Source organism: Paraburkholderia sabiae, from assembly GCF_030412785.1.
GTDB lineage: Bacteria > Pseudomonadota > Gammaproteobacteria > Burkholderiales > Burkholderiaceae > Paraburkholderia > Paraburkholderia sabiae.
In genome coordinates this window covers 1794338-1818654 of sequence record NZ_CP125296.1, presented here as the reverse complement: position 1 = coordinate 1818654, position 24317 = coordinate 1794338, and the positions used below count along the sequence as shown (strand labels likewise).

The window sequence follows — 24317 nt, the reverse complement described above, 5'->3', positions numbered from 1 at the left end:
GCGTATCGGGGTGAAGTAGTGACGTTTTACAGGTATACGGACTAACAGGATAAGCATGGACGCAAACGACAATCCGCTCGGCACGTATCTGAGAGACCGCCGCACTAAGCTCGATCCGGCGGCGCTGGGGCTGCCCGTCGCGCGCCGTCGCACGCCGGGACTGCGGCGCGAAGAGGTCGCGCAGCGCGCGAACGTGAGCGCGACGTGGTACACGTGGCTCGAACAGGGACGCGGCGGCGCGCCGTCGGCGAACGTGCTGGACCGCATTGCGCGCGCGTTGATGCTGACGGACGTCGAGCGCGAGCATCTGTTTCTGATCGGCCTAGGGCGTGCGCCCGATGTCCGTTATCAGGTTCCCGACAGCGTGTCGCCGCGCATGCAGCGCGTGCTCGACGCGATGGAATTCAGTCCCGCCGTCGTGAGAACGTCGACGTGGGATATCGTCGCGTGGAATCGCGCGGCGCAAGCGGTGCTGACCGATTACTCGGCGCTCGAGCCACGCGATCGCAACATCTTGCGGCTCATCTTTCTCGATCCTCATGTGCGTGCCGCGCAGCCCGATTGGCCGAGTGTCGCGCGGTTCGTGGTGGCCGCATTTCGCGCGGATGTGGCGCGCAGCGGCGCGGCGAAGAGCATTCAGGCTTTCGTCGATGAACTGAGTGAGCAGAGTCCCGAGTTCGACGCGCTGTGGCGCGCCAAGGACGTGAGCGCCAACGAAGAAGGCTCGAAGTCGATCGTGCATCCCGTGCTGGGATTGATCGAACTGGAGTATTCGGCGTTCGCCGTGCATGGGCGGCCGGATCTCAGTCTCGTGGTCTACACGCCCGCATCAGACGAGGCGGAACGACGTGTGAAGTCGTTGATTTCCAGCTATTCGGAGGGAGTCGGGGTTTAGCGCGGCGGGTGTTTTCCCTGCGCGAAAGTGGAGAGAAAAGACGCGCTTGCGTTGGCGGTTGGCACGTCGCGAAGCCCGGCAAATTGACGAAGTTTTGCAAACAAGATGTGCCGTTGTGCTAGGTATATCCGCTCTGTCCAGTCGCGCGGAGGAAGGGGTGGGTAAAGAAATCAGGCTGGCCGATCGCTCGCTGACATTGCGCCTTCGTCGCGATGCTTTCGTGCGATATGCCGATAAGCAGCGCGCTGCCGATGCCACGAAAGCATTTCTGGCTGACGCGTTCGTCTGGAGCCGTGATGACGCGTTGATGCGTGAACTGTGCGGTCTTCTCGGCCTCGATAGCGAGACGGCGGCGGATGCGATGTTTAAGGTCAGGCGCGCGATCGAGACGGGCGATATTGTCGCGATACCCGATCCGCCGCGTTACACGGGGGCGGGCAGTAGCGGAAGCAGCAACCCGAAGCCGCGCGTGGCGACCTTCACGCCGTCTCAGCTCTTCAAAGGCGCGTCCCGCCTCGCATGCGCTGCCTCTTACTCCGCGGGCCTCGCACGGCTGCGTATGCCACCCAATGACTGGCTTGCAAAATGGCAGGCCAATCCGGGCGATGTGCTGCCCGATGGCAGTATCGCCACCGCGCTCAACAGTTCTCGCGGCGAAGCGGCGGTCGCCGTCGACGATGGAGCGGGTGATATCTCGGCGCTTGCTGACGATGCCGGCGAGCCAACGCTGCTCAGCGATGCGCAGCCGTTCGACTATGCGCCGGACGCCATCGGCGATGCAGAACAGGATGTGGGGGTATTCCTTACTCCGGCAGAGGAGGCTGAATGCGAAATGCAATACGAAGCTGACATGGCTGAGTGCGGTGCTTACGCCGCGATGAATCGGTCTGCCTGGAGCGTGTGCAAAGAGCGCGCAATGAACCGTTACGCATATTGTTTAAGGGGAATGGGATGAGCAAACGCGGTCCGCGCTGTGTATTGATTACCTACGACGAGGACGGTCAACAGATACAAACATGCACCGTCGACCGGGACGCGGCTGCCGCGCTGAGGCAGCGAGCACTCGTGATGCCGTGGTCCCTTGAAGAACGCTCGTTTTCGCTGGACGATGAGTTCGCGAGGCAACTCGGCGGGGCAGTGCTCTTGTTGCTGGCGATCGATCAGCCGGAACTCAAGCAGTACGTCACCGTGACTCAGCAATCTGACTCGGCGCCGAGAGAATGACGCGCTGCCGTGCACAGGAACACGAAAGCCGGGTCGGCAGCGCCAGTCATCCCGGCTGCGAGTGTGATCCATCAAACAGGAAACCCATTGGCAAAACGCTCGCGCAAATAGCCGACAAACAGCCCAACCGCGCGCGGCACATGCGACGCGTAAGGCCGCACGATATACAACTGCTCGGCAAACGCCCCCGTCACGCGCCAGTCGGGCAGCACGACCACCAGCTTCCCCGCCTGCACGGCGGCCTGCGCGGTGAAATCCGGCACGAGCGCAATGCCGAGGCTTTCGAGCGCGGCGTCGCGCAGCGTCTCGCTGTTGTTCGCGCAGAACTGGCCTTTGACGGGCAACGTGATGGGCCGCGCGGCGTTCTTGCGCGCCGTCTTGCGTTCGAACGACCACATCGGTTCACCCGTCGAGCGCGGATAAAACAGGCAATCGTGCGCGGCGAGATCGTCGGGCGACTTCGGCGTGCCGCGCTTGCGCAAATACGCACGCGTCGCGACGATCACGGAATGCGTGTCGCACAGTTTCCACGCGACGTGTGTATCGGGCGGCTCCGCGCTGTGACGGACCGCGAGATCGAAGCCCTCCGTGGCAAGCGACACAATGCGATCCGACACTTCCAGTTGCACGCGAACCGCCGGATTCGCCGACAGAAATTCCGGCAGTTTCGGCACCAGTTGCTGCCGCGCAAATGCGACGGGCGCCGTGACGCGCACCTGTCCGCGCGGCACGCCCGACAGTTCGCGGACCTGCGCGAAGCTCGCCGCGATCTGCGCATACTGGCCGCGCGTGGCGTCGACGAGTTGCTGGCCGGCTTCCGTCAGACGCACGCTGCGCGTCGTGCGCTGCACGAGCGAAATACCGGCCGCGCGCTCCAGTTCGGAAATGCGCTGGCTCATCGCCGCCTTGCTCACACCGAGGCGCGCGGCGGCGGCCGTGTAGGTGCCCTGTTCGGCGAGCATCGTGAGCCAGTGCAGATGCGTCCACAGATCTTCGATATTTTGCGTTTCCATACACTGATTGTTCACGGTGGCAAACATTGATTTCAATGTTAGCCTCTTTCCAGCGTGTCCGCTGCTTTCTACACTTCAATCAACGCCAATCACGAAGGAGGAGCGACATGCAAGCTTTTACCGACAGCGCAGATGTGGGTCATTTCATTCACGGCCAGCGCGTCAACGGAACGGGAAGCCGTAGTCAGGCCGTTTTCAATCCGGCGACGGGCGCGCGAGCCCGCAAGCTGCTGCTCGGCGAAGCCGCCGATGTCGACGCGGCTGTCGCGAGTGCGAAGGCCGCGTTTCCGAAGTGGGCAGACACGCCGCCCATCAAGCGCGCGCGCGTCATGCTGCGTTTCCTTGAACTGATGAACCGTCATCGCGACGAACTCGCAGCGATCATCACGGCGGAGCACGGCAAGGTCTTCTCCGATGCGCAGGGCGAAGTGTCGCGCGGCATCGACGTGATCGAATTTGCGTGCGGCATTCCCCAACTGCTGAAGGGCGACTACACGGAACAGGTCTCGACGGGCATCGACAACTGGACGATGCGTCAGCCGCTGGGCGTCGTCGCGGGCATCACGCCGTTCAATTTTCCGTGCATGGTGCCGTGCTGGATGTTCCCGGTCGCGATCGCAACGGGCAACACGTTCATCCTGAAGCCGAGCGAGCGCGATCCGTCGGCGGCGCTGTTCATGGCTGAACTGCTGAAAGAAGCGGGCTTGCCCGATGGCGTGTTCAACGTCGTGCAGGGCGACAAGGTCGTCGTCGATGCGCTCCTCACGCATCCGGCTGTGAAGGCTGTGAGCTTCGTCGGTTCGACGCCGATTGCGAACTACATCTACGAAACGGGCGCGAAGCACGGCAAGCGTGTGCAGGCGCTGGGCGGCGCGAAGAATCATATGGTGGTGATGCCCGACGCCGATATCGACAAGGCCGTCGACGCACTCATCGGCGCCGCCTACGGTTCGGCGGGCGAGCGTTGTATGGCGATCTCCGTCGCACTGCTGGTCGGCGACGTGGCCGAGAAGATCATGCCGCGACTCGCCGAGCGTGCCCGCACGCTGATCGTGAAGAATGGCATGGAGTCCGACGCCGAAATGGGTCCCATTGTCACGCGCCAGGCGCTGGAGCGGATCGAAGGCTATATCGCCGAGGGCGTGAAGGAAGGCGCGACGCTCGTCGTCGATGGTCGCGGTCTGAAGGTGGCGGGTCATGAAGACGGCTTCTTCACGGGCGGCACGCTGTTCGACAACGTGACACCTGAGATGCGCATCTACAAGGAAGAAATCTTCGGACCGGTGCTCGCTTGCGTACGCGTCAAGGACTTCACGGAAGCCGTCGAACTGATCAACGCACATGAGTTCGGCAACGGCGTCGCGTGCTTCACGAGCGATGGCCACATCGCGCGCGAGTTCGGCCGCCGCATCGAAGTCGGCATGGTCGGCATCAATGTTCCGATTCCTGTGCCGATGGCATGGCACGGCTTCGGCGGCTGGAAGCGCAGCCTGTTCGGCGATACGCACGCATATGGCGAAGAAGGCGTGCGCTTCTATACGAAGCAGAAGTCGATCATGCAGCGCTGGTCGGAAAGCATCGAGAAGGGCGCCGAATTCGCGATGCCGACTGCGAAGTAACACGCGCATTCACTCGCAATCACCTGTAAAACGCAGCTCTTTTCGAAGGGCTGCGTTTTTGCGTCTGAAGAATCAATCCGAAGATAAAGCCGCGTCCAGGCATTATTCCCGATTTGAAAACTGTGAATTCTATGCAGGCCCGTTTGTCGATCGCGTGAGTCGGGTTAGCCTAACGTCAAAGGCCGGCGTCGTTTGTACGTTCGACGCCGTGGCAGGCTCTACTGAGGACCAGGCAATGAAGCGCGAATCTTTGAACTTCCGGAATATCGACGACCATAGCGGCGCAGGCGTGCGCGCCCGCGTTGAAACGGTGTCGAGCGAAAAAGCACAAGCGGCTGCCGTTCCGCGCAACTGGGCGTGGGCGCATTTCAGCGATTCATACGACTGGATGGACTCGCACAGTCCCGCTGTTGTGAATAGCCTGCTCGACTGAATGCGGGTTGCGGAAAAAGGTAGTACTGGCCGCAATACAGCATTGCGGCCAGTGTTCACGGGTTAATACGCGGTATCAGGCCAGCGTCAGTTTCACGTCGATGTTATTGCGTGTCGCGTTCGAATACGGGCACACGATGTGAGCCTTGTTGATCAGGTCCTGCGCGGCGTCACGGTCCATCCCAGGCAATGAGATTTTCATCGCGACTTCAATGCCGAAGCCATTCGGAATCGGCCCGATTCCGACGCTGCTGTCGATCGACGCATCGGCGGGCATCGCGATCTTGTCCCGTGCGGCAACGAATTTCATCGCGCCGATGAAGCACGCGCTGTAACCGGCCGCAAACAGCTGCTCCGGATTGGCGCCTGCGCCGCCCCCGCCGCCGAGTTCCTTCGGCGTGGTGAGCTTGAAATCGAGGCCGGCTTCCGGCACCGTCGCGCGGCCGTCGCGGCCACCCGTTGCGGTTGCGTGTGCTGTGTAAAGGGCCTTTTCGAGCGACATGGCAAACTCCTTCGATGAAGTCCTACGTGTTGTTGGAAGACAGCAGGTCAGGCTTGCTTCGATGCTTCGAGCTTTCGAAATGCCCGGACGGGCCAGGACGGGCAAACCTCACCAGCCCCAATTCTCCGTCGGCATCTCTTCGATGACAACGGAGGTCGATTCACGCGGCTTGTCGGCTTGTGCAGTACGCGTTTGCGCGCCGGCGTCCCATTCTCTCAGACGCCGTCCACACCGACGATAAGCTCGCTGCCCAGCCACCCCGCAAGCAGCGCGCCCGCTTTCGCCACGCCGTCGGCATCTCCCAGACGCTCGACGAGTAGATCGCATAGTGTTGCAAAGCTCGCGTTTTCTTGCAGATGAAGGAGCGCTTCGTACTCGACGGCATCGACGCGTTTCAGGCACGACACGAATTGCCGACGCCAGACGATCAGGCCGCCCGGCTCCGCGAGCATCTCGCTTTCGGGCGGTTCGGCATCGGCGGATAGCGCCGTCCAGATGTTATCCGCATTCGTCGTCGCGATGCGGTGCCTGAACGATGGTGCGAAACGCAGACGCGCCGCGTCCCAGTCGACGGAAGCGAGCGCGTCGAGCGGCAGCGCTTCGGCATCGCGTGCGACGAAGGCATCGGTTAGCGCATGCTCGATCCACGCGAGTTCGTGTACGTCGGGGTTATGGGGAAACAGCACGGCCAGCGTGTCGCCGAAACCGTCCGCGTAGGCATCGAGCGTCCACGCGTGCGGCGGATGATGATTGACGTGCGTAATGGCCGCGTGCAGAAAGGCCTCGTCGCCAAGCAACGTCCGTACCTGTGGAAACGAATGTTCGAGACACTCGATCAATTGCCCACGATAGTTGTTCTGATAGACCGACAGGCCGTGCATCGCATCGTTGCCGAGGCGGCGAGCCGCTTCTTTCGATGCATCCGTGAGCCACGTACGAAAGTCCTGTTGCCACGCACCGAGCGTCATGCGGCCTCCGCGATGCGGGTGTCGTGCGCATGCTCCTCATGTTCCGCCATTTGCGCATAGATGCCGAGCTTGCGCGCGATCCACAGTTCCCGAAGCAGTTCGCTCAATGGCGGCACATTGCCGTCACGTTCGATCATCGTCGCGACGGGGCCGAGCCGCGCCATCGCGTTTGAATAGAGTGCCCAGACTTCGTCGCAAACGGGGCTGTCGTGCGTGTCGATCAGCAGATCGCGCCCTTGTGAATGTCCGGCGAGATGAATCTGATGCACGCGATCGAAAGGCAATCCGTCGAGATACGCGAGCGCGTCGAAACCGTGATTCGTCGCGCTCACGAAGATATTGTTCACGTCGAGCAGCAGGCCGCAACCCGTTCGCTTAGACATCGCCGAAATGAATTCCCACTCGGTCATCGTCGCGCCGTCGAACGCGAGATAGCTCGACGGATTCTCGAACAGCATCGTGCGGCCGAGCGCGTTCTGCGCGATATCGATGTTGTCGCACACGGTATCGAGCGCTTCGTCGGTATAGGGAACGGGCAACAGGTCGTGCGAATTGAAGCGGCCGATGCGCGACCAGCTCAGATGATCGGACACGAAGAGCGGCTCGATTTCGTCGACGAGCGATTTCAGACGGCGCAGATAGTCGCGGTCGACACCGTCCGCCGAGCCGATCGACATCGACACGCCATGCAGCACGACAGGATGCCGCTCGCGCACGCGGCGCAGGATATCGCGCGGCTGGCCGCCTTCGACCATGAAGTTCTCGGAGATGACTTCGACGAAATCGACGGGAACATCCGTTTCGAGGAAGTCGCGATAGTGTTCCTTGCGCAGGCCGAGACCGTAGCCTGCAAAGCGGGGAGTGGAAGTGTTCATGGCATGCGCGCGGCGGCGATATATCGATGAATGGGCTGGCTCGTCAAACCACACGTGCCAGCCCCGCAATACACTTACTTCGGTTCGGTCAGCGTGCCGCCGAGCGAGAGGCATTCGCTCGGCGTCTTGACGACCACGCCCTTGCCCTTGCAGCTGTTGAGGCCCTTGCAGTCGTTGTGAGCCGTCGCGCATAGCGCCTGGCCCTTGCATGCGTTGACGCCGTAGCAGCGGCCGGGCTGCTCGCCCGTGGCGGCGCTCGCGGAGGTCGCGACGGTTGCGGATGCGAGCGCGAGAAGGGCTGCTGCTGCGGCGAAGCTGACGCGGGATTTGACGTTGCTGTTCATGAGGTTGCTCCTTGGGTGAGTGAGAAAAAAATGTGGCTGGGAGAAGGGCGCGGCGCTTATTTCGCGTGAACCGCCACTTCTTCGATGACCTTCGCAACCGCTTCCGGCTGCGAAATTTCGATGGCGTGGCTTGCCTTGACTTCCGTCACTTTCGAACCGGCGCGCTTGTACATCCAGCGTTGCAGGTCGGGATTGATGACGTGGTCGTCGGTGGCGACGACGCCGTAGGTCGGCTTGTCGTGCCACGCGACGTTGTACGGTGCAGACGCGAACGTGGCGACGGTCGCGGGCACCTGCGAAACGGCCATGAAGTCGGTGCGGTTCGAGACGAGGTCGCCCGCGTAATCGGTGCCGTACTTCGCGGGATCGAAGTAGTAGTGGCCGTCGATCGTCATCTTCACGCCGTCCGTGAGCTTCGGCATCGAGCTGGCGAGTTGCGTCACGCTTTCGCCGACGTCGGGCTGAAACGCGGCGACGTAGACGAGCGCCTTGACCTTCGGACGCGCGCCCGCTTCCGTGATGACAGCGCCGCCGTAGCCGTGCCCGACGAGCACGACCGGGCCCGTCTGCGCGACGACGGCATTGTTCGTGGCCGCGACGTCGCCTTCGAGCGTGGTCATCGGCGGCTGGACGATGCGGACGTTGTAGCCCTTATGGATCAGGATGTCGTGCACCGCGCGCCAGCCGGAGCCGTCGGTGAATGCACCGTGCACGATCACGATGTTCTTTACGCCCGTGGGTGCGTCCGGTGCGGCGGCGAACGTCGAGCCGGAAGCGGCGAGTGCGGCGGCGACGAGAGTCAGAGTCGAAAAAATACGCATAGTGTGTTTGTCAGGAGACCGCTGAGGCTGTTGCAGCCTCGCTGTCGATATCGGGTAGTGAAGGTTGTGTTGCTGTCAGTCAGCCGTCCGCGAACGGCCGAGCAGGTGATCGAGCGACCATGTGCCCGCGCCGTTGGCGATCAGCGGCAGAAGCAGGCCGGCCCAGGTCAGATGTATCGGCCATGCATCCGGATAGACGAAGATTTCGATCACGGCCGTCATGCCGAACAGCACGAGCGCAGCCGAACGCGTGAACAGTCCGAGCACCAGCAGGATCGGGCACAGATGCTCCGCGTATGTTGCGAGGTGCGCGGCCAGTTCGGGCGGAATCAGCGGTAGCGCGTATTCCGAACTGAACAGCGCGTACGTCGACGGCTTGATCGTCAGCAGGCCCGAGACTTTCGTACGTCCCGACAGAAAGAAGGTTGCGGCAATGCCGACGCGCGCAATGAGCAGCAACACGGCAGGCGGCAACGCGCGCGGCAAACGCTCGCTGATCTGCGCGCGAAGTGTCGACACGCTGCTGCGTTTCGCGTGCGACACGTGAGCCTTGTGAGTTTGGGCCTGCATCATTACGACTTCGCCTTCAGCGAGCCGAAGCCCTTCGGCGTCTTGATCTGCGTGCACGTACCTTTGTCGACCATCACGAACGCGTCGCCCTGATAGTCGACCTTCGACGTGCCCGCGCAACTCGTGCCCGCGCCGGCGGCGCAATCGTTCTTGCCGGCAAGCGACACACCGAAGCATTTCTCCTGCGGCTTCGGTTGTGCGTCTCCGGCATGGGCGCCCGTCGCGAGAACGGTGAGGGAAAGGGCGAAAGTAGCGGCGAGTGCTGCACGAGTGCTTTTCATATGGAACTCCTGGTGGGTGTCAGTGAGGTGTTAGGTAATTAGATCGGATGCGATGTAATCTGATGCGCCATGATACCTGGCTTTCCTCATTTGTCAATCGCTTGCGAGTAAATCGGGTGCGATATAAATATTGGATTCACCAACGCACGTACTGGCGAGAGCGGGCGTTTCATCGACTGTTTCCCGATGCTCAATATGCGCAGGCATTGATGCCCGCCGAAAGCCGCAAGCGAGGCGCGCAATGATGCGCTAACATCGGCGCGACTAACGACGTCGATTACTGGAGCCAGTTGTATGTCGAACGCACCTTCTCTCGATCTCTCCGCATTTCCCCGCTACGAACTGATGGAAGGCCCGACGCCGATCCAGCATCTCAGCCGTTTGAGCAAGCTGCTCGGCGACGTAGATATCTACGTCAAAAGGGATGACGTGATGGGTCTCGGCGGCGGTGGCAGCAAGCTAAGAAAGCTCGAATTCCTGCTGGGCGAAGCGCTTGCGCAAGGCGCGGACACGATCGTTACGGTCGGCGCGCGCCAGTCGAATCACGCGCGGCTCACGGCAGCCGCAGCGGCACGAGCGGGGCTTGCGTGTGAAATCGTGCTGACGCGCACGGTGCCGCGCGAAGACGATGCCTACGTTCACAACGGCAATGTGCTGCTCGACGAACTGCTCGGCGCACGCATCCACGATCTGCCCGGCAACGCCGACGCGATGGCTTTCGCCCAGAATCGCGCAGACGAGTTGCGCAAGTCCGGGCACAAGGTGTATCTCGCGCCGCTGGGCGGCTCGTCGGCGGTCGGCAATCTCGGCTACGTAGCGTGCGCCGCGGAGATACTCGAACAGGCGCGCAACGCGCGCGTGTCGTTCGATCGAATCGCGCTGCCCAACGGAAGCGGCGGCACGCAAGCGGGGCTCGTTGCCGGTCTGCTCGCGATGCGCGAAGACCCTGCGCGTGTGGTTGCGTACAACGTGCTGGCGACTCATGAACATACGTTGTCGAATACGCGACTGAAGGCGCAGGAAACGCTTGCGTTGCTTCAGCCAGGGTCGATGCTCCCGGACGAAAGCGTCATCGTCGCGGACGGTCAGCGTGGCGAGGGATACGGCATTCCAACCGATGCGATGCGCGAAGCCGTGCGACTTCTCGCGAGCACCGAAGGCGTGCTGCTCGATCCTGTGTATAGCGGCAAGGCGTTTGCCGGGCTGCTGCACGACATCCGAAGCAATACGTTCGCGCCGGGCGCGAAGGTGCTGTTCCTGATGACGGGCGGCTTGCCTGGTCTCTACGCGTATCGCAGCGCGTTTTGATCGGCACGGCGCGGTCCGAACGTCCCGCGCCGCGCCAACCGTTAGCTCGCTTTGCCCGCTTGAGCCGCTTGCGCCGCCTGAGTCGGCTGTCCCGCCTGAGCCGGACGCGCCAACTGTGCGCGGACAGCCGCATCGATCTCGTCGTAGTCGCCTTCACCGAAGTGGCTATAGACGACGTGCCCTTGCTTGTCGATCAGATACGCAGCGGGCCAGTACTGATTGCCGTACGCGTTCCATGTCGCGTAGCTGTTGTCCTGGGCAACGGGGTATTTCAGCCCGTATTCCGCAATGGCCGCGCGCACCTTCTTCGTTTCGCGCTCGAACGCATACTCGGGCGTATGCACGCCGACCACTACCAGGCCCTGATCCTTGTACTTCTCATACAGCTTCTCGACATGCGGCAGCGTATGAACGCAGTTGATGCAGGTGTACGTCCAGAAATCCACCAGCACGACCTTGCCGCGTAATTGCTGCAAAGTCAGTGGCTGTGAGTTCAGCCATTGATCGATTCCCGTGAATTCCGGCGCAGCGCGATTGTTCTGAACAGGTACGCCAGTCGCGGCGCCGCTGTTGGCGACCACGGCGCCCAGCGCGGCGATAGCGGCAATGGCGGCAACGGTGGTGAAGGTCTTGAGTCGGGAGAACATGTCAGCGTCCTTTTTGTAGAAGACATGGACGTATTGAAACGGGTGCGCGTATCTGCGCTGTGTCGTGATGTCTTGCATTTGAATCGTCTTGTATCAGGCGCGCGTTCCGATACATTGGGACACAAATGGAGGTCTGCTGTGCGCTATAACGAAGACGTCACTCGAAGCAGGAGGCATTCATCATGAAACGTCTATTGGCAATCTTGTTCTTTCTCGCAGGCGGACTCGCCGCAGAACTCGCGCATCCCGTTCAATGCACGCTGATTACCGCAAGCGGAGTGCAGCAAAAGCGGCGCAAGGCGCAGTGAAAATTGGCGGGTTGTGTATCTCAACGTATTCGCGACGCACGCTGATACAGAACGCTGCAAAATAGCTGCAAAACGTATGCATCGGGAAACAAGCCAGATACTTTCGCGGGTTCAAATATCTCCACGTTGGCGATCGCTGCTGACTGAAAAAAGTGTTCAGCAGCGATCCCTGTGATTCACCCCACTCTCGTGAGATAGAAACCATGAAACTCCAATCGCTTGTTATCGCTGCGCTGTTGACGCTTCCCGCCGTTTCGTTCGCGCAGTCGAGCCAGCCGTTGACGCGCGCCGAAGTCCGCGCACAACTGGTCGAATTGCAACAGGCCGGCTACAACGCCGCTGTCGATGCCGCCCAGTATCCGAAGAATCTGCTCGAAGCAGAGGCACGTATCAGTGCGCAGCAGTACGCGGCGAACTCGGCATACGGCGAAGCTGCCGGCGGTCAATCGGCTTCGGGTGCGCCTGCGAAAGCACGTGAAGTGATTGGCCTGGATTCCGTCTACGCGCGTCCTTAATCGAGGGGCGGCGAGTGTGCAAAGCGCGCGCATGATGCGCGTGTTTTGCATTGTCGAACGCCTTCAAAGCCGATCACTCCGCCGGTGAGCGCGAGATCTTTGGTGTACGATGAGCGTCGACCCGCGGGCCGCGCAAAGGCCTTCAGGATTTCATCGAGGTACTCAGCATGGATGTCGCCGACCTCAAGGTATTCGAGGCAGTGGCCCGTCACGGCAGCATGAACCGGGCGGCCGTCGAACTTCATACCGTTCAGTCCAACGTGACAGCACGAATCCGCGCTCTCGAACGGGAGATCGGCGTCGCGCTGTTTCAACGGCATGTGCGCGGCGTCAGCCTGACGCCCGCAGGCCAACGGATGCTGCCGTACGCTGCGCGCATCGCGAAGCTGCTCGCGGACGCGCGGCTCGCCGCAGTCGACGACGGTCCGCCTGCCGGCACGCTCGCGCTCGGCACGCTCGAAACAACGGCGGCGCTGCGGCTGTCGCCCATCCTCAGCAATTTCGCGGGCATCTATCCGCAAGTGCGTCTGTCGCTGACGACGGGCACGAGTTGCAGTCTCACGGAAGACGTCGCGGCATGTCGCCTCGACGGCGCATTCGTCGCGGGCCCCGTCGATCATCCCGACCTGCACGCCGAAATGATTTTCCAGGAAGAACTGGTGCTGGTGACGTCGCGCAACGTGCGTTCGATCGATGCGCTATCCGCGTCGCCCGATCTCAAGACGATCGTGTTCAGGATGGGTTGTTCGTATCGTCAGCGGCTCGATGCGCTGCTCGCGGAGAAGGGGATACTCACGGCCACGCCGCTCGAATTCGGTTCGCTCGACGCGATCATCGCGTGTGTTGCGGCCGATATCGGCGTGACGCTGTTGCCGCGCGGCGTGGTAGCCAACGCGGCCGAACAGGAGATCGTCGCGCTGCATACGCTGCCGCCGGAGAAAGCGCAGGTCGCCACGCTGTTCATCCGTCGCCACGACGCTTATGTGTCGAGCGCGATGCAGGCTTTCGTCGATGTCACCCGTTCGCAGCTCGGCCCCGCGATGGCGGCAGCCTGAGTGGCCTGTCAGGCAGCCTGCTGCTGCGCATCCAGAAAAGGCGCGCGTCGGCGTGTGTTGTTGAGACGAAAAAACTCCGTGCAAAAGTCGACGAAGGTTCTGAAGCGCGCAGGCAGCAATTCCCGGTGCGAATAGAACAGGCAGACTTCGACTTCGCTGTCCGAGATCGAACACGCGGGCAAGACGGGAACCAGCTTGCCCATCGCCACATCTTCACGCGCAATCGCTTCGGGTAACTCGGCGATGCCTGCGCCCGCGAGCGCTGCTGCGCGCAGCAGCACATCGTTGCCATCCATCGACGACATCGGAATGACCTGCACGGGTTCGCCGTTTTCGATCATCTGCACGTAGTTCGTGTTGCGCTGACGCGATTGGGTCGGCAGCAACAGGAAGTGTTCGGAGAGATCGGCGGCGCGGCGCGGCGTGCCGCGTTGCGCGAGATAGTCGGCCGACGCGACGAGCGAACGCGACGATTTGAACAGGGTCCTGCGAATCACAGCCGACTGTTCGACCTGATGCGGCGGCAGCATCGCCATGTCGAACTGGCCGTCATAGAGATTGACGGCGCCTTCGTGCACGGAGACCACCAGATTCACATTGGGCGCGACGTCGCGATAGCTCGCCAGAAACTGCGAGAACGTATCGCTGACCAGCATGGGATGAATCACGAGACGCAGCTTGCCGCTATCCACTTCGCGTTCGCGCATGATGCGGCGATTCGCTTCGTCGAGTTCTTCGAGCAGCCGGCAGCAACTCAGATAGTACGATTGCGCCTCTTCCGTCAGCGTGACGGAGCGCGTCGTGCGATGGAGCACGCGCGTCTGGATCGACGTTTCGAGCTTCGCGATCGCCTTCGAAATGGAGCCAGTCGTTACGCCCAGCGAGGTCGCTGCCTTGCTGAAACTCTGATGTTGCGCCGCCGAGACGAACGCCCTCAACATATAAAGCTGGTCCATGTTCAACCTCTGCTCCGTTGCCGCCAGACTGCACTGGCATCACTCTAGCAACAGATCACGAGGAGAACGCGCGGTTTGTTGTGATAGGGGTATCACCCGGGGTGATAGCTGACTGCCGCGCCCTTGTCTGATCGTAATGAAGCGTGCGGCTCAGCTCGCCGCCTTCAGACGCGGATCGAAATCGAACTCGAGGCGGATGCCGCCGGGTTCGTAGATCATCGTGTGACGCTTGGGTCCGGGGCCGAGATTCTCGGGCGCAAACTCGATCTTCACGCCGGGCCACGCCGACACGCGTCGGAAAATCTCATCGAGCGCTTCTTCGCTGCCGACGCGCAGCGCAAGGTGATGCAAACCGACGTTGCTCTTGCGATCGAATGCGACCAGCTTGTCCTGATTCGTGACTTGCCAGAGCGTCAGCATCACGTGCCCATCCGATACGAAAGCGGCGGGATACTCGGGTCGTTCGCCGACCTGCTTCCAGTGCAGGCATTCGACGAAGAAGTCGCGCGTCTGGTTCAGATCGCGCACGCTCAGTCCAACGTGATCGATGCCGGCGGTGAGTGCCTGGGTAGTCATGTCGAGCCTTCCTGTGAGATAGGGCTTTCGATGCCAGCCATTATAGGGACGCGCGGCCGTGAACATTCTTGAGCCGCGGGAAAGGAAGTGTTGCGATCCTGGCGTCGCGTGCGATCCGGCGCTTTTTCGTGTGGGGAAACAATCGACGCAGACAAACGTTTGCCTGGTTGGTCAAGAACCCGACGTCGTGCATACTTGCTGCTGCTTCGGATTTGCGCAAATCGCGAGGCAGTGAAAAACCAGAAAAGCCATCGAGAGGAGAGAACGAGTCATGCCGTTGGTGCCGCTGTCGCAACGGGAAGTCACGATCGGAGTTCCGCTGCCGTTTTCCGTCTACACGGCGGACGGCAAGCTGCTGATGGGCCGCGGGCACATCGTCCAGAGCGCGGAACAATGCGAGCGACTCTTTGCGTTAGGGCCGTTCAGGCAGCTGCTTCCCGGCGAACGCCGCAACGACGCGTCGTCCGCACAGGAAGAAGCCGCGCCCGCGTCCGCCGCGCGCACACGGCGCGAACACGACGAACAGGTGTTCGTCGGCGCCTTTCCCCAGGCGGGCTGCACACCCGAAGACTTCGTCATCACGCTGGCCAGCGGCCCGGCCATCTCGTCGCGCACGCGCTATGTGGGCGTGCTCGACGACGTCAGCCTGCTGCTCGCGGGCAAGGACGTCGATCCCGCTTTTGTGCCCGGCGAGGCCGTCGAGGGGCAATTCATCGCGGGCCGCTACCGGCATGCGTTCGAATCGGAAGTGATCGGCCGCCATGCGTCGCCGTTCGACGTGCTGTATCTGCGCTATCCCACGGAAGTCCGCTCGCGCGCGCTGCGCCGGCATGTGCGTGTCGGCATCGACGTGACGGCGCACCTGTCCAGAAACGATCTGTCGATGGCGGGCACGGAAGTCCGCGCCGTCGATCTGAGTGCGGCGGGCGTCGGTCTGCTCGTGAACTCGAATTCGCTTGCGCCCGGCGAGCATTTCAAGCTTTCGTTGCCGCTGTCGCGCGCGGGCCGCGTGCGCACGGCGCCGCTGAACTGCATCGCGCGCAACCGGCGTACGAAGGGCGGGGAAACCCTGGTGGGCGCCGAGTTCGGCAATACCTCGGGCGACGTGCGCGCGCTGGTCAAAGACTTCGTGATGGACGTGCTGACGGGCGCCGTGCCCGCCGAGCGTCCGCCGCTGCGCGACGGGCGGCTCGCTTGAACCCGCTTGAATCATCCGTTTAAGCACGCGCGAAAAAAAGCCGACGTCATCGTCGGCTAAATTGGTTCTCGTGGTTACGAGGGGGTGCACGGGAACCGGATAGGAGCATAGACGCCCAAAGATGAAGGGACGCTTAAGCGCCGACACATATCCATCACAATTGCTGTCGATCCCGATGCCGCCCGCGTCACGCGCACAGAAAGTGATCGATGCTTTGCCCCGCCGCGACCGCCCGGCGCAGCCATTCCGGCTGATCGCCTTCACCCGTCCACGTATTGCCCGATGCATCGCGGTAGCGGATGCTGCGTACTGCGTCGATATCCTGCTGGAGCGCATGCTGCAGCGCTTCCAGCGTGATATCGCACTCCTCCATGCGGCGTTTGAGCCAGAGAATCAGGCGCTCGCGCGCTTCGCCTTCGAGATGTTCAATGACGGCGGACACTTGGTATTTCCTTGTTTGCAGGAAGACGGCGCGGCCCGTAATGGGCGATCCGTCAACGGGATTGGGGCGCGACGGCCCGCGATGTCGACAATGTAGGTAGGTCTCGCGCCCGCAGGTTTTCTTAACGAACGGGCCGCTCGAAAAATGCACGGCGCACGGCGCGAAAACGTCCCGGGGCAGGTTGGCAGGCCTGTAACCGCAAGCCCGCAGCAAGCCGCGCGCCGTAAGGCTGGCAGGACTATACCTACATATGATTCTCCCCGCGCGCCTATTCCCATAAGATGAACTCACCTTGAACGGCATTACGCAGCAGCATGCCGTTGTCAACTAACGGCCGAGGAAAGTCGCTTGCACAACAACCCGATCGCTTCCGTCATCGACGACGACGAATCCGTCCGCACCGCGATGTCGAGCCTCGTTCGTTCGCTGGATTGGGACGTCCGGCTGTATGCATCGGCCGAGGCGTTTCTCGCATCCGGCATCGCGAGCAATGTCGCCTGCATCATCTCCGATGTGCAGATGCCCGGCATGAGCGGTCTCGACATGTATCGTCATCTGCTGGAAATGGGCGTCACGCAGCCCATCATTTTCATCTCCGCTTTCGCCTCCGACGCGGTGCGCCGCCAGGCGCTCGATCTGGGCGCGATGTGCGTGCTGACCAAACCCGTCGACGGCGGCGAAGTATCGCGCTGTCTCGCGAGGATAGAGCCCGACAGCGTCTGTGGCGAATGAGGCGGACGCGCTTCGCCGCGTCGCGACCCTACCTCAAGGGGTTTCGAGGTATTCGGCTAGAATCCAAACCGGATCTAAATGGGCCGGCTTCCTGGATGTCCGGGTGTCGAGCGGTGCATGCCGCGGCGCGAACCGGGGTAGCGCTGCCCGCAGAAAAACGCTCGCGAGGAACGCCTATGCCGAAGATGTGCCGTCCATTCCATCTGTCTGCGACACATCGCATTCACGGAGCGTCATGATGTTCCGTCAGGGCGCAGGCATGACGTCGCCGCGCGACGCGCGCGTTCTCTTTACGCTTGCCGCCGTCATCGGCGTGATCGTCTTCGTGATCGACGCGCTGACGCCGCTCGACATCGCCATTGCCGTGCTGTACGTGGTCGTGGTGCTGATGGTCGCATCGACGGGCTCGCGCCAGGCGGCGATTGCGACTGCCTGCACGTGCGTCGTGCTGACGCTCGTCGCCTTCCTGATGTCGCACGACGAGAACTACTCGGGTGGTTCGATCGCGCGCTGCGTGGTGAGTCTGCTCGCCATCGGCACGACGTCCTTTCTCGCGCTGCGCAATCAGGCGAACACGGCGCGGCTGCAGGAGCAGATCCAGTTGCTCAACCTGACGCACGATGCGATCGTCGCCTATGACATGAGCGATCGCATCACGTTCTGGAATCAGGGCGCCGAAGAGCTGTACGGCTGGACCGCGAGTCAGGCCATCGGTCAGCCGATTCACGAACTGACGCGCACCACGTCGTCGATTCCCGTCGACGAACTGCGCGACGAAGTGGTGCGCAACGGACGCTGGGAAGGCGAATTGCAGCGCGTGCGCAGCGACGGCAGTACCGTCATCGTGTCGAGCCGCTTTGCGCTGTGGCGCGACGACAAGGGCAGGCCGCGCGCGGTGCTCGCCACCAACAACGACATCACCGTGCGCAAGCGCATGGAAGCCGAGTTGCTGCGTCAGCAGGAAGAGCTGCGCGCGACCATCGACGCGATTCCCGGCATGGTCTGGAGTTCGTCGCGCGACGGTGAACTGAGCTACATCAACCGGCGCTGGAACGAACTCGGCATCACGCTCGCAGGCAATAGCGGCGACGTGTGGACGTCGATCGTGCATCCCGACGACTGGCCCGCGATGCACGCGGCGTGGCGCGGCGCGATTGCAACGGGCAAGCCGTTTGAGAACGTCTCGCGCATTCGCCAGAGCAACGGCGTTTACCGCTGGATGCATATCGGTGCGGAGCCGCTGCGCGATCAGGACGGCCGCATTCTTCGCTGGTACGGCGTGAATACCGACATCGAAGAGCGCAAGCAGGCCGAGCAGGCGCTGGAGCGCAGCGAGGCTTTCCTGTCCGACGCGCAGCGCCTGAGCCGCACGGGCAGTATCGCGACGCGTCTGCCCGCGGGCGAGATGTGGTGGTCCGACGAGGTTTATCGGATCTTCGAATATTCGCCGGACTACATGCCCGGCATGCAACTGATTCTCGCGCGTACGCATCCCGACGATCTCGCGCTGGTGCGCGAAACCTACGAAGCGGGCATGTCGGGCTCGCCGTATGTCGATGTCGAGCATCGGCTGCAGATGCCCGATGGCCGCATCAAGTACGTGCATTACGTCGCGCATCTGGCCGTGCCGCAATCGGCGAATATCGAATACGTCGGTGCGCTGATGGACGTGACGGAGCGGCAGCTTGCGCAGGACGCACTCGACCGCTCGACGGCGGAACTCGCGCACGTGACGCGCGTGACGATGCTCGGCGAACTGGCGGCGTCGATCGCGCACGAAGTCACGCAGCCGCTCGCCGCGATCGTCACGGCGGGCGATGCCGCGACGCGCTGGCTGAATCGCGCGAAGCCCGATCTTGGCGAAGTCGGCCAGTCGATCGGACAGATGGTGCGCGACGCGAAGCGCGCGAGCGACGTGATCCGGCAAATCCGCTCGATGGCGCAGAAGCGCGATCCGAGCCAGGCCGTGCTCGACCTGAACGGTATCGTGAGAGAATCGATCGAGCTTGTGCGGCGCGAACTCGACGCCGCGCGCGTCGAACTCGAAGCGACTTTTGCGGAGCCGCCGCCGCTCGTCTGCGGCGACCGCGTGCAGTTGCAGCAGGTCGTCATCAATCTCGTGATGAATGGCGTGCAGGCGATGGCAAGTGGGTCGGAGCAGATGCGGGGCCGCGCGCGGCGCATGCGGATCGCGACGAGCCGCGTCGACGGGAATTACGGACAGGTCGTCATCGAAGATTCGGGAACGGGCATCAGCGAGGAGAACGTCGGGCGGCTTTTCAACGCGTTCTTCACGACGAAGACGGATGGCATGGGCATGGGCCTGTCCATCTGCCGCTCCATCGTCGAGGCGCACGGCGGGCGTATCTGGGCCGAGTCTCAGGAAGGACAGGGCGCGACGATGCAATTCGTTTTGCCGATCGATAAAGGAACGTGCGATGAGCAGCGATGAAATGAACGACCCGGACCCGTCGATCGTCTATGTCGTCGACGACGACGATTCGATGCGCGCGGCCGTCTCGATGCTGCTGCGCTCGGTGGGCTTGCGCGTCGAGGCGTTCGCGTCCGCGCAGGAGTTTCTGTCGTTCGACAAGCCCGACATGCCCAGTTGCCTGATTCTCGACGTGCGCCTCAAAGGCCAGAGCGGTCTCGCCGTGCAGGAGCAGATTGCGTCGGGCGACGTGCGCGTGCCCATCATCTTCATGACGGCACACGGCGACATTGCGATGTCCGTGAAGGCGATGAAGGCGGGCGCGATGGACTTTCTCGCCAAACCGTTCCGCGATCAGGACATGCTCGACGCCGTCGCGAACGCGCTCGCGCGGGACGCGGAGCGCAGAAAGTCCGAACGTTCGGTTTCCGATCTGCGCCGTATGTACGAGTCGCTGACGCCGCGCGAGCGCGAAGTGATGGCCTTTGTCGCGAGCGGCCTGATGAACAAGCAGATCGCCGCCGAGATGAACCTCAGCGAAATCACCGTGAAGATCCATCGCGGCCAGGCGATGAAAAAGATGGAATCGCGCTCGCTTGCCGATTTCGTTCTGAAGGCGGAAGCGCTCGGCGTGAAGTCGCTCGATTCCGGCGCAACGACGCGCACGCAGCGCGGTTCCTGAGGCTCTCTGACGGGCTGCTGTCCACTCTCTGACCTCTCTCCCTCCCGAGTGCTAAACGAACGCAACAAGGTGTTCGTTTAGCGTCTGTTTCAGCTTCCTTTTCCCTTCGTTTCTTTTCGGTTCGCGCGCATGTGTGACGACCCGCCGCATGCGTTCGCGCTCAACGCGAAGCCGCGTCCGTGCGCGTCGTTGGTCGCGCGTATTAAACCTTCATATAGGTTGCCTCAACCATTCGACTGCGTGAGCAACCGTATGTACGGCTAGTCGCGCCAGGTCCGTGCGATTAACTTTGATTCCATCGCGGCATCACTGTTTTGAGCCGCAATCACATCACTGACGGATGGACCTGCCATGACCACCACTCTGCTCGATCTACCCGCACCGCTCGCCGAAGTCGTCGCGCGACGCCCGGCTTCTCCCATCGTCGCCGAGCAGCACTGGCGGCGTGTGAACGCCTCGGCGTTCGATACTGCGCCGCGTCGCGACAACGTCGTCGTCGCGCGCTGGACGCATGCGGGCAACGCGCCGCTCGAAGTCGCGAACGAAGGCAGCATCGCCGATCACTGCATCGGCCTGAACCTGAAGTGCGCGGCGCTCACGTTCGATCACGCCGGCCGCCGTCTCGTGCATGGACGTCTGACGGCGGGCGCGGTGCAGGTGACGGCGCCCGGTGTGCCGACCAAGGCGGTGTTCGCGTCGTCCGCCGACGTGCTGCATCTGTTCGTGTCGCAGCAGGTGCTCGGCGAGTGCTACCAGGATCTGTTCCAGCACACGCGCGACGGCGACATCGTGCTCGACGATCCCGAACTGATCCGCGACCCGGTGCTCGAGCGTCTCGGCCAGGCGCTGGCCGTGTCGCAGAGCAACGACGCCGCGCTCGGCAAGATGTTCACCGACAGCGTGAGTCTCGCGATCGTGTCGCGCGTCGTCGCCCGTCACTTTGCCGGCGCATCGCGCCGCACGCGCGAAGCCGCGCCGCTGCCGCAATGGCGCATGAATCGCGTGATCGAATTCGTCGACGCCCATCTCGCCGAACCCATCGGACTTGCGGAGATCGCGTCGAGCGCGGGCCTCACGCGCATGCATTTCGCCGCGCAATTCCGCCGCGCGACGGGGCTGCGTCCGCATGAATATCTGCTGCGCCGCCGTGTCGAGCACGCACAGCATCTGCTCGTGACGTCGAAGCACAACGTGATGGATGTCGCGCTCAGCTGCGGCTTCCGCTCGCAGGCGCACTTCACGACCGTCTTCAAGAAGTTCGTCGGCGAAACGCCGCACCGCTGGAAAGAGAAGACGACCGACGCGCGCTGAGCGCCGCCGTTTTTCCGACAGTCCAGAAGCAATGCCTGAACCGATCGCTTTCCAAAGGAGTTTCGACATGCTGGCAAACGCAAACGTGATGGATCCGTGGACGCAGACCATCGGCCTGCTGGGCACGACTTCCCGCCTGATGGCTGCCGTGGAAGGGAACGCGCAGTCGCGCCGGAAGGCGCAGTGCGCCGATGGACGCTTCGGCGCGGCGGTGACGCTCATCGACCGGCCGACGCCGTCGACGGCGACGATAGCCTGGCGCGATTCGACGCGCGGCTGTTTCGGCGATCAGGTGTGGCGCATGGCGCGCGCGCGCATGTCGGGTTTCTGCGCGATGAGCGGCCAGGCGATCCATCCCGGCGACGCCGTGTACAAGCCGAATCCGCGCCCCGCGCCCGTCAACGCAGAAGCGATGATTCTCGCGTCCGTGCTGCGCGACGCGGCAACCGCCGAAGGGTGAACGCCATGTCATGCCTGCATCGAACGATGTCCCCTGCCATGCGGCCCGCGCGACGGATATGGCATAGTCCCCGGCTGGGAGCGCGCTGCGTCCGCGAGCGGGTGTGCCGCGCGAGAAGCATTCTTCATCATGCCTTGGGTCAATGAATGGCAGATATCGTCGGCAGCATGCGGGTCTTCGTTCGAGTGGTCGAGACGGGCTCGTTCACTGCGGTTGCGAAAGAGAATGACGTGACGGCTGCTCAGATTTCGCGTGCCGTCACGGCGCTCGAAGAGCAGTTGCACGCGGCGCTGCTGCATCGGACGACGCGCCATCTGTCGCTGACGGAAGCGGGCAGCCGCTTCTACGAACGCGCGAAGGCGATCCTCGCGGATCTCGATGCCGCCACCGACGAAGCGCGTAACGCGAGCGTGTCGCCCGCGGGCAAGCTGCGGCTGCATTGCGCGCCGGGTCTTGCGCAAAGTACGGTCGCGGCGGCGCTGGTCGGCTATCAGCGTGACTATCCCGATGTCACCGTCGAACTGAAAATCGAACAGAGCATGCCGAATCTCGTCGAGGATGGCTACGACGTCTCGCTGATTTCAGCGACGCAGTTGCCCGATTCGATCTACGTCGCGCAGGCGCTCGGTTCCGCGTGGTCGGTGATGGTCGCATCGCCGGACTATGTGAAGCGAAACGGCATGCCGCTCACGTACGACGATCTCGCGACGCATACGCTGCTGAAACTCGAAACGCCTGTTTCGCCGCCCGACGAATGGCATCTGCAAAGCACGGACGATGCACACGTGCTGCCGCTCACGCATGCGCCACTGCAGGTCAACGCGCCCGACGTGATGCGCGCGATGCTGCTGAACGGCGCGGGCATCGGCACGCTCGCGACGTATTCCGCTGTCGAGGATCTCGCCGCCGGGACGCTGGTGCGCGTGCTGCCGCAGTACAGGGTCAGGCCGTTCACGGTGTTCGCCGTGTATCCGTCGCGCCGCTATCTGGAAGCGAAAGTCCGCACGCTGCTCGATCATTTGCGTGCGACGTTGACGCCCGCGCTCGAAGCCGTGGGCGAGCGCGTCGAAGCGATGACCAACACAATCGGCGAGGCGGCGGGGCAAGCGGCGAAAAGCGCGTGAATCGACGGCATTACACGCAGCGGCCTCAAGAATCTTTATCTCCGACCCTGGCTTAATCGCAGGGCGTCCGCTCAATAGACTGGTTTCCAACCGATAGACGTTCGCCGCCCACGCGGCAGCTACCGGATCACCATTGGAGAACCCGTCATGACGAACACGATCGACCTCACGCATCACACGGTCACTGCAAACGGCATTCGACAGCATTTTGTCGAAGCGGGCGAAGGCGCGCCCGTCGTGCTGCTGCACGGCTTTCCCGAAACGCACCATGCGTGGCGGCATCAGATTCCCGTGCTCGCGCAGCAATACCGCGTGATCGCGCCGGATCTGCGCGGCTATGGCGAGACCGACAAGCCCGCGAGCGGCTACGACAAACGCACGATGGCGAACGATCTTCGCGCGCTGTTGCGCGAACTGTCGATCGAACGCGTGGCGCTCGTCGGCCACGATCGCGGCGCACGTGTCGCGACGCGTTTTGCGAAGGATCATCCTGAAGCCGTGGATCGTCTCGTCGTGATGGACAACGTGCCGACGCGCATCGTCGCGCAATCGATCGATGCGAAGGTCGCGCGTGCCTACTGGTTCTTCCTGTTCCATCAGGTGCCGGACTTGCCGGAGATGCTGATCTCGGGCAAGGAGCGCGCGTGGCTGCGGCACTTCTTCTCGGACTGGTGCTACGACCCGAACGCAATCTCGGGCGAAGCATTCGAAACCTATGTGCGCGCCTACGAGGCGCCCGGCGCAGTGCGCGGCGCGATGGCGGACTATCGCGCGAACGCCGTCGATGTCGCGCAGGACAAGGAAGACGCCGACCAGTTGATCGAGGCGCCGACGCTCGCGCTGTGGGGCGAGGCGTTTTACGCGGTGGGTAAGATGTTCGACATGGCGGACGTGTGGAAGGGCATGGCGCGCGATGTCGTCACGCACGCGATTCCTCGCGCGGGCCATCTGCCGCATGAAGAGCAGCCGGAGATCGTCAACCGGGCTCTGGTTGATTTTCTCGAGGGATGGAAAGGCTGATGCTCTGC

Annotated in this window: 30 protein-coding genes; 17 read left to right on the top strand and 13 right to left on the bottom strand. The window is 62.6% G+C overall.

Features of this window, described 5'->3' with window-relative positions; translation table 11 throughout:
* Nucleotides 1-55 precede the first annotated feature (55 nt).
* The 3 genes from QEN71_RS37675 (at nt 56) to QEN71_RS37665 (ending at nt 2119) form a co-directional block, all read left to right on the top strand.
* The gene (locus tag QEN71_RS37675) at nt 56-895 is read left to right on the top strand and encodes a helix-turn-helix transcriptional regulator (protein ID WP_201649910.1); all 840 of its coding nucleotides are present in this window, start codon (nt 56-58) and stop codon (nt 893-895) included.
* 157 nt (nt 896-1052) lie between these two features.
* On the top strand, nt 1053-1850 hold the full coding sequence (locus QEN71_RS37670) for a hypothetical protein (protein WP_201649911.1): 798 nt from the start codon (nt 1053-1055) through the stop codon (nt 1848-1850).
* Nucleotides 1847-2119 carry a hypothetical protein gene (locus tag QEN71_RS37665; RefSeq protein WP_201649912.1) on the top strand — a complete coding sequence of 91 codons (273 nt, stop codon included), beginning with the start codon at nt 1847-1849 and terminating at the stop codon, nt 2117-2119. Before QEN71_RS37670 ends, QEN71_RS37665 begins: the two co-directional genes overlap by 4 nt.
* Nucleotides 2120-2190: 71 nt before the next feature.
* Here QEN71_RS37665 and QEN71_RS37660 read toward each other — a convergent pair whose 3' ends face one another.
* Nucleotides 2191-3132: a LysR family transcriptional regulator gene (locus QEN71_RS37660; protein WP_201649913.1), complete on the bottom strand. Its 942-nt coding sequence runs from the start codon at nt 3130-3132 to the stop codon at nt 2191-2193.
* A 107-nt stretch (nt 3133-3239) separates the two neighbouring features.
* Between QEN71_RS37660 and QEN71_RS37655 the strand changes: the two genes are divergently transcribed.
* Nucleotides 3240-4751: a CoA-acylating methylmalonate-semialdehyde dehydrogenase gene (locus QEN71_RS37655; RefSeq protein ID WP_201649914.1), complete on the top strand. Its 1512-nt coding sequence runs from the start codon at nt 3240-3242 to the stop codon at nt 4749-4751.
* Nucleotides 4752-4986: 235 nt separating this feature from the next.
* Nucleotides 4987-5184, top strand: a complete 198-nt coding sequence (locus QEN71_RS37650; protein ID WP_201649915.1) for a hypothetical protein — start codon at nt 4987-4989, stop codon at nt 5182-5184.
* A gap of 75 nt (nt 5185-5259) precedes the next feature.
* On the opposite strand, the gene QEN71_RS37645 is transcribed toward QEN71_RS37650, so the two are convergent.
* The 7 genes from QEN71_RS37645 to QEN71_RS37610 all read right to left on the bottom strand — a co-directional run bounded on the left by QEN71_RS37645 (nt 5260) and on the right by QEN71_RS37610 (nt 9544).
* Nucleotides 5260-5685 carry an organic hydroperoxide resistance protein gene (locus tag QEN71_RS37645; RefSeq protein WP_028366248.1) on the bottom strand — a complete coding sequence of 142 codons (426 nt, stop codon included), beginning with the start codon at nt 5683-5685 and terminating at the stop codon, nt 5260-5262.
* A gap of 215 nt (nt 5686-5900) precedes the next feature.
* Complete coding sequence (locus tag QEN71_RS37635) at nt 5901-6653, bottom strand: HvfC/BufC N-terminal domain-containing protein (protein WP_201649916.1); 753 nt, start codon at nt 6651-6653, stop codon at nt 5901-5903.
* Nucleotides 6650-7528, bottom strand: coding sequence for an MNIO family bufferin maturase (gene bufB, locus QEN71_RS37630; RefSeq protein WP_201649917.1), 879 nt, complete (start codon nt 7526-7528; stop codon nt 6650-6652). The genes QEN71_RS37635 and bufB overlap by 4 nt, the downstream gene beginning before the upstream one ends.
* Nucleotides 7529-7602: 74 nt before the next feature.
* Nucleotides 7603-7872, bottom strand: coding sequence for a BufA2 family periplasmic bufferin-type metallophore (gene bufA2, locus QEN71_RS37625; protein WP_201649918.1), 270 nt, complete (start codon nt 7870-7872; stop codon nt 7603-7605).
* A gap of 56 nt (nt 7873-7928) precedes the next feature.
* Nucleotides 7929-8693, bottom strand: coding sequence for an alpha/beta hydrolase (locus QEN71_RS37620; protein WP_201649919.1), 765 nt, complete (start codon nt 8691-8693; stop codon nt 7929-7931).
* Between the two features lie 75 nt (nt 8694-8768).
* Complete coding sequence (locus QEN71_RS37615; protein WP_201649920.1) at nt 8769-9266, bottom strand: DoxX family protein; 498 nt, start codon at nt 9264-9266, stop codon at nt 8769-8771.
* On the bottom strand, nt 9266-9544 hold the full coding sequence (locus QEN71_RS37610; protein WP_028366255.1) for a BufA1 family periplasmic bufferin-type metallophore: 279 nt from the start codon (nt 9542-9544) through the stop codon (nt 9266-9268). The genes QEN71_RS37615 and QEN71_RS37610 overlap by 1 nt, the downstream gene beginning before the upstream one ends.
* Before the next feature lie 294 nt (nt 9545-9838).
* Between QEN71_RS37610 and QEN71_RS37605 the strand changes: the two genes are divergently transcribed.
* Nucleotides 9839-10852: a D-cysteine desulfhydrase family protein gene (locus QEN71_RS37605; RefSeq protein WP_201649921.1), complete on the top strand. Its 1014-nt coding sequence runs from the start codon at nt 9839-9841 to the stop codon at nt 10850-10852.
* Nucleotides 10853-10893: 41 nt separating this feature from the next.
* Here QEN71_RS37605 and QEN71_RS37600 read toward each other — a convergent pair whose 3' ends face one another.
* Nucleotides 10894-11499 (bottom strand): thioredoxin family protein, encoded by a 606-nt coding sequence (locus QEN71_RS37600; protein WP_201649922.1) that lies wholly within the window; start codon nt 11497-11499, stop codon nt 10894-10896.
* 182 nt (nt 11500-11681) lie between these two features.
* Between QEN71_RS37600 and QEN71_RS37595 the strand changes: the two genes are divergently transcribed.
* A complete protein-coding gene (locus QEN71_RS37595) occupies nt 11682-11807 on the top strand; it encodes a hypothetical protein (protein WP_267909484.1) in 126 nt (41 codons plus the stop codon).
* Between the two features lie 203 nt (nt 11808-12010).
* Complete coding sequence (locus QEN71_RS37590; RefSeq protein ID WP_201649923.1) at nt 12011-12322, top strand: DUF4148 domain-containing protein; 312 nt, start codon at nt 12011-12013, stop codon at nt 12320-12322.
* On the opposite strand, the gene QEN71_RS37585 is transcribed toward QEN71_RS37590, so the two are convergent.
* Nucleotides 12319-12567 carry a hypothetical protein gene (locus QEN71_RS37585; RefSeq protein ID WP_201650010.1) on the bottom strand — a complete coding sequence of 83 codons (249 nt, stop codon included), beginning with the start codon at nt 12565-12567 and terminating at the stop codon, nt 12319-12321. The genes QEN71_RS37590 and QEN71_RS37585 overlap by 4 nt on opposite strands.
* On the opposite strand from QEN71_RS37585, the gene QEN71_RS37580 reads away from it, so the two are divergent.
* Nucleotides 12490-13377 (top strand): LysR family transcriptional regulator, encoded by an 888-nt coding sequence (locus tag QEN71_RS37580; protein WP_201649924.1) that lies wholly within the window; start codon nt 12490-12492, stop codon nt 13375-13377. The genes QEN71_RS37585 and QEN71_RS37580 overlap by 78 nt on opposite strands.
* A gap of 8 nt (nt 13378-13385) precedes the next feature.
* Here the strand turns inward: QEN71_RS37580 and QEN71_RS37575 are convergent, their stop codons facing one another.
* Together QEN71_RS37575 and QEN71_RS37570 are read right to left on the bottom strand one after the other, a co-directional pair.
* Nucleotides 13386-14333 carry a LysR family transcriptional regulator gene (locus QEN71_RS37575; RefSeq protein ID WP_201649925.1) on the bottom strand — a complete coding sequence of 316 codons (948 nt, stop codon included), beginning with the start codon at nt 14331-14333 and terminating at the stop codon, nt 13386-13388.
* A 150-nt stretch (nt 14334-14483) separates the two neighbouring features.
* A complete protein-coding gene (locus QEN71_RS37570) occupies nt 14484-14909 on the bottom strand; it encodes a VOC family protein (RefSeq protein WP_201649926.1) in 426 nt (141 codons plus the stop codon).
* 271 nt (nt 14910-15180) lie between these two features.
* Here QEN71_RS37570 and QEN71_RS37565 point away from each other — a divergent pair, with 271 nt between their 5' ends.
* A complete protein-coding gene (locus QEN71_RS37565; protein ID WP_201649927.1) occupies nt 15181-16107 on the top strand; it encodes a PilZ domain-containing protein in 927 nt (308 codons plus the stop codon).
* A gap of 187 nt (nt 16108-16294) precedes the next feature.
* On the opposite strand, the gene QEN71_RS44850 is transcribed toward QEN71_RS37565, so the two are convergent.
* On the bottom strand, nt 16295-16549 hold the full coding sequence (locus QEN71_RS44850) for an H-NS family nucleoid-associated regulatory protein (RefSeq protein ID WP_233471773.1): 255 nt from the start codon (nt 16547-16549) through the stop codon (nt 16295-16297).
* Nucleotides 16550-16897: 348 nt separating this feature from the next.
* Here QEN71_RS44850 and QEN71_RS37555 point away from each other — a divergent pair, with 348 nt between their 5' ends.
* The 7 genes from QEN71_RS37555 to QEN71_RS37525 all read left to right on the top strand — a co-directional run bounded on the left by QEN71_RS37555 (nt 16898) and on the right by QEN71_RS37525 (nt 24309).
* Nucleotides 16898-17281: a response regulator transcription factor gene (locus QEN71_RS37555; protein WP_201649928.1), complete on the top strand. Its 384-nt coding sequence runs from the start codon at nt 16898-16900 to the stop codon at nt 17279-17281.
* A 235-nt stretch (nt 17282-17516) separates the two neighbouring features.
* On the top strand, nt 17517-19733 hold the full coding sequence (locus tag QEN71_RS37550) for a PAS domain-containing sensor histidine kinase (protein WP_201649929.1): 2217 nt from the start codon (nt 17517-17519) through the stop codon (nt 19731-19733).
* On the top strand, nt 19720-20394 hold the full coding sequence (locus tag QEN71_RS37545) for a response regulator transcription factor (RefSeq protein WP_201649930.1): 675 nt from the start codon (nt 19720-19722) through the stop codon (nt 20392-20394). Before QEN71_RS37550 ends, QEN71_RS37545 begins: the two co-directional genes overlap by 14 nt.
* A 351-nt stretch (nt 20395-20745) precedes the next feature.
* Nucleotides 20746-21705 (top strand): helix-turn-helix domain-containing protein, encoded by a 960-nt coding sequence (locus QEN71_RS37540; RefSeq protein WP_201649931.1) that lies wholly within the window; start codon nt 20746-20748, stop codon nt 21703-21705.
* Between the two features lie 67 nt (nt 21706-21772).
* Nucleotides 21773-22165 carry a DUF3331 domain-containing protein gene (locus tag QEN71_RS37535; RefSeq protein WP_201649932.1) on the top strand — a complete coding sequence of 131 codons (393 nt, stop codon included), beginning with the start codon at nt 21773-21775 and terminating at the stop codon, nt 22163-22165.
* Nucleotides 22166-22311: 146 nt separating this feature from the next.
* Nucleotides 22312-23289, top strand: coding sequence for a LysR family transcriptional regulator (locus QEN71_RS37530; protein WP_201649933.1), 978 nt, complete (start codon nt 22312-22314; stop codon nt 23287-23289).
* 147 nt (nt 23290-23436) lie between these two features.
* Nucleotides 23437-24309 carry an alpha/beta fold hydrolase gene (locus QEN71_RS37525; RefSeq protein ID WP_201649934.1) on the top strand — a complete coding sequence of 291 codons (873 nt, stop codon included), beginning with the start codon at nt 23437-23439 and terminating at the stop codon, nt 24307-24309.
* Nucleotides 24310-24317: the final 8 nt, after the last annotated feature.

What these genes read in the sequence shown, in the direction of transcription:
- QEN71_RS37665 (WP_201649912.1), top strand. Translation starts at nt 1,847, where the DNA reads ATGAGCAAACGCGGTCCGCGCTGTGTATTGATTACCTACGACGAGGAC.
- QEN71_RS37590 (WP_201649923.1), top strand. Translation starts at nt 12,011, where the DNA reads ATGAAACTCCAATCGCTTGTTATCGCTGCGCTGTTGACGCTTCCCGCC.
- QEN71_RS37645 (WP_028366248.1), bottom strand. Translation starts at nt 5,685, where the DNA reads ATGTCGCTCGAAAAGGCCCTTTACACAGCACACGCAACCGCAACGGGT.
- QEN71_RS37660 (WP_201649913.1), bottom strand. Translation starts at nt 3,132, where the DNA reads ATGGAAACGCAAAATATCGAAGATCTGTGGACGCATCTGCACTGGCTC.
- QEN71_RS37650 (WP_201649915.1), top strand. Translation starts at nt 4,987, where the DNA reads ATGAAGCGCGAATCTTTGAACTTCCGGAATATCGACGACCATAGCGGC.
- QEN71_RS37620 (WP_201649919.1), bottom strand. Translation starts at nt 8,693, where the DNA reads ATGCGTATTTTTTCGACTCTGACTCTCGTCGCCGCCGCACTCGCCGCT.
- QEN71_RS37540 (WP_201649931.1), top strand. Translation starts at nt 20,746, where the DNA reads ATGACCACCACTCTGCTCGATCTACCCGCACCGCTCGCCGAAGTCGTC.
- QEN71_RS37565 (WP_201649927.1), top strand. Translation starts at nt 15,181, where the DNA reads ATGCCGTTGGTGCCGCTGTCGCAACGGGAAGTCACGATCGGAGTTCCG.
- QEN71_RS37545 (WP_201649930.1), top strand. Translation starts at nt 19,720, where the DNA reads ATGAGCAGCGATGAAATGAACGACCCGGACCCGTCGATCGTCTATGTC.
- QEN71_RS37580 (WP_201649924.1), top strand. Translation starts at nt 12,490, where the DNA reads ATGGATGTCGCCGACCTCAAGGTATTCGAGGCAGTGGCCCGTCACGGC.
- QEN71_RS37635 (WP_201649916.1), bottom strand. Translation starts at nt 6,653, where the DNA reads ATGACGCTCGGTGCGTGGCAACAGGACTTTCGTACGTGGCTCACGGAT.
- QEN71_RS37600 (WP_201649922.1), bottom strand. Translation starts at nt 11,499, where the DNA reads ATGTTCTCCCGACTCAAGACCTTCACCACCGTTGCCGCCATTGCCGCT.
- QEN71_RS37575 (WP_201649925.1), bottom strand. Translation starts at nt 14,333, where the DNA reads ATGGACCAGCTTTATATGTTGAGGGCGTTCGTCTCGGCGGCGCAACAT.
- QEN71_RS37570 (WP_201649926.1), bottom strand. Translation starts at nt 14,909, where the DNA reads ATGACTACCCAGGCACTCACCGCCGGCATCGATCACGTTGGACTGAGC.
- QEN71_RS37530 (WP_201649933.1), top strand. Translation starts at nt 22,312, where the DNA reads ATGGCAGATATCGTCGGCAGCATGCGGGTCTTCGTTCGAGTGGTCGAG.
- QEN71_RS37615 (WP_201649920.1), bottom strand. Translation starts at nt 9,266, where the DNA reads ATGATGCAGGCCCAAACTCACAAGGCTCACGTGTCGCACGCGAAACGC.
- QEN71_RS37675 (WP_201649910.1), top strand. Translation starts at nt 56, where the DNA reads ATGGACGCAAACGACAATCCGCTCGGCACGTATCTGAGAGACCGCCGC.
- QEN71_RS37585 (WP_201650010.1), bottom strand. Translation starts at nt 12,567, where the DNA reads ATGAAGTTCGACGGCCGCCCGGTTCATGCTGCCGTGACGGGCCACTGC.
- QEN71_RS37525 (WP_201649934.1), top strand. Translation starts at nt 23,437, where the DNA reads ATGACGAACACGATCGACCTCACGCATCACACGGTCACTGCAAACGGC.
- QEN71_RS37605 (WP_201649921.1), top strand. Translation starts at nt 9,839, where the DNA reads ATGTCGAACGCACCTTCTCTCGATCTCTCCGCATTTCCCCGCTACGAA.
- bufA2 (WP_201649918.1), bottom strand. Translation starts at nt 7,872, where the DNA reads ATGAACAGCAACGTCAAATCCCGCGTCAGCTTCGCCGCAGCAGCAGCC.
- QEN71_RS37595 (WP_267909484.1), top strand. Translation starts at nt 11,682, where the DNA reads ATGAAACGTCTATTGGCAATCTTGTTCTTTCTCGCAGGCGGACTCGCC.
- QEN71_RS37655 (WP_201649914.1), top strand. Translation starts at nt 3,240, where the DNA reads ATGCAAGCTTTTACCGACAGCGCAGATGTGGGTCATTTCATTCACGGC.
- bufB (WP_201649917.1), bottom strand. Translation starts at nt 7,528, where the DNA reads ATGAACACTTCCACTCCCCGCTTTGCAGGCTACGGTCTCGGCCTGCGC.
- QEN71_RS37610 (WP_028366255.1), bottom strand. Translation starts at nt 9,544, where the DNA reads ATGAAAAGCACTCGTGCAGCACTCGCCGCTACTTTCGCCCTTTCCCTC.
- QEN71_RS37535 (WP_201649932.1), top strand. Translation starts at nt 21,773, where the DNA reads ATGCTGGCAAACGCAAACGTGATGGATCCGTGGACGCAGACCATCGGC.
- QEN71_RS37550 (WP_201649929.1), top strand. Translation starts at nt 17,517, where the DNA reads ATGATGTTCCGTCAGGGCGCAGGCATGACGTCGCCGCGCGACGCGCGC.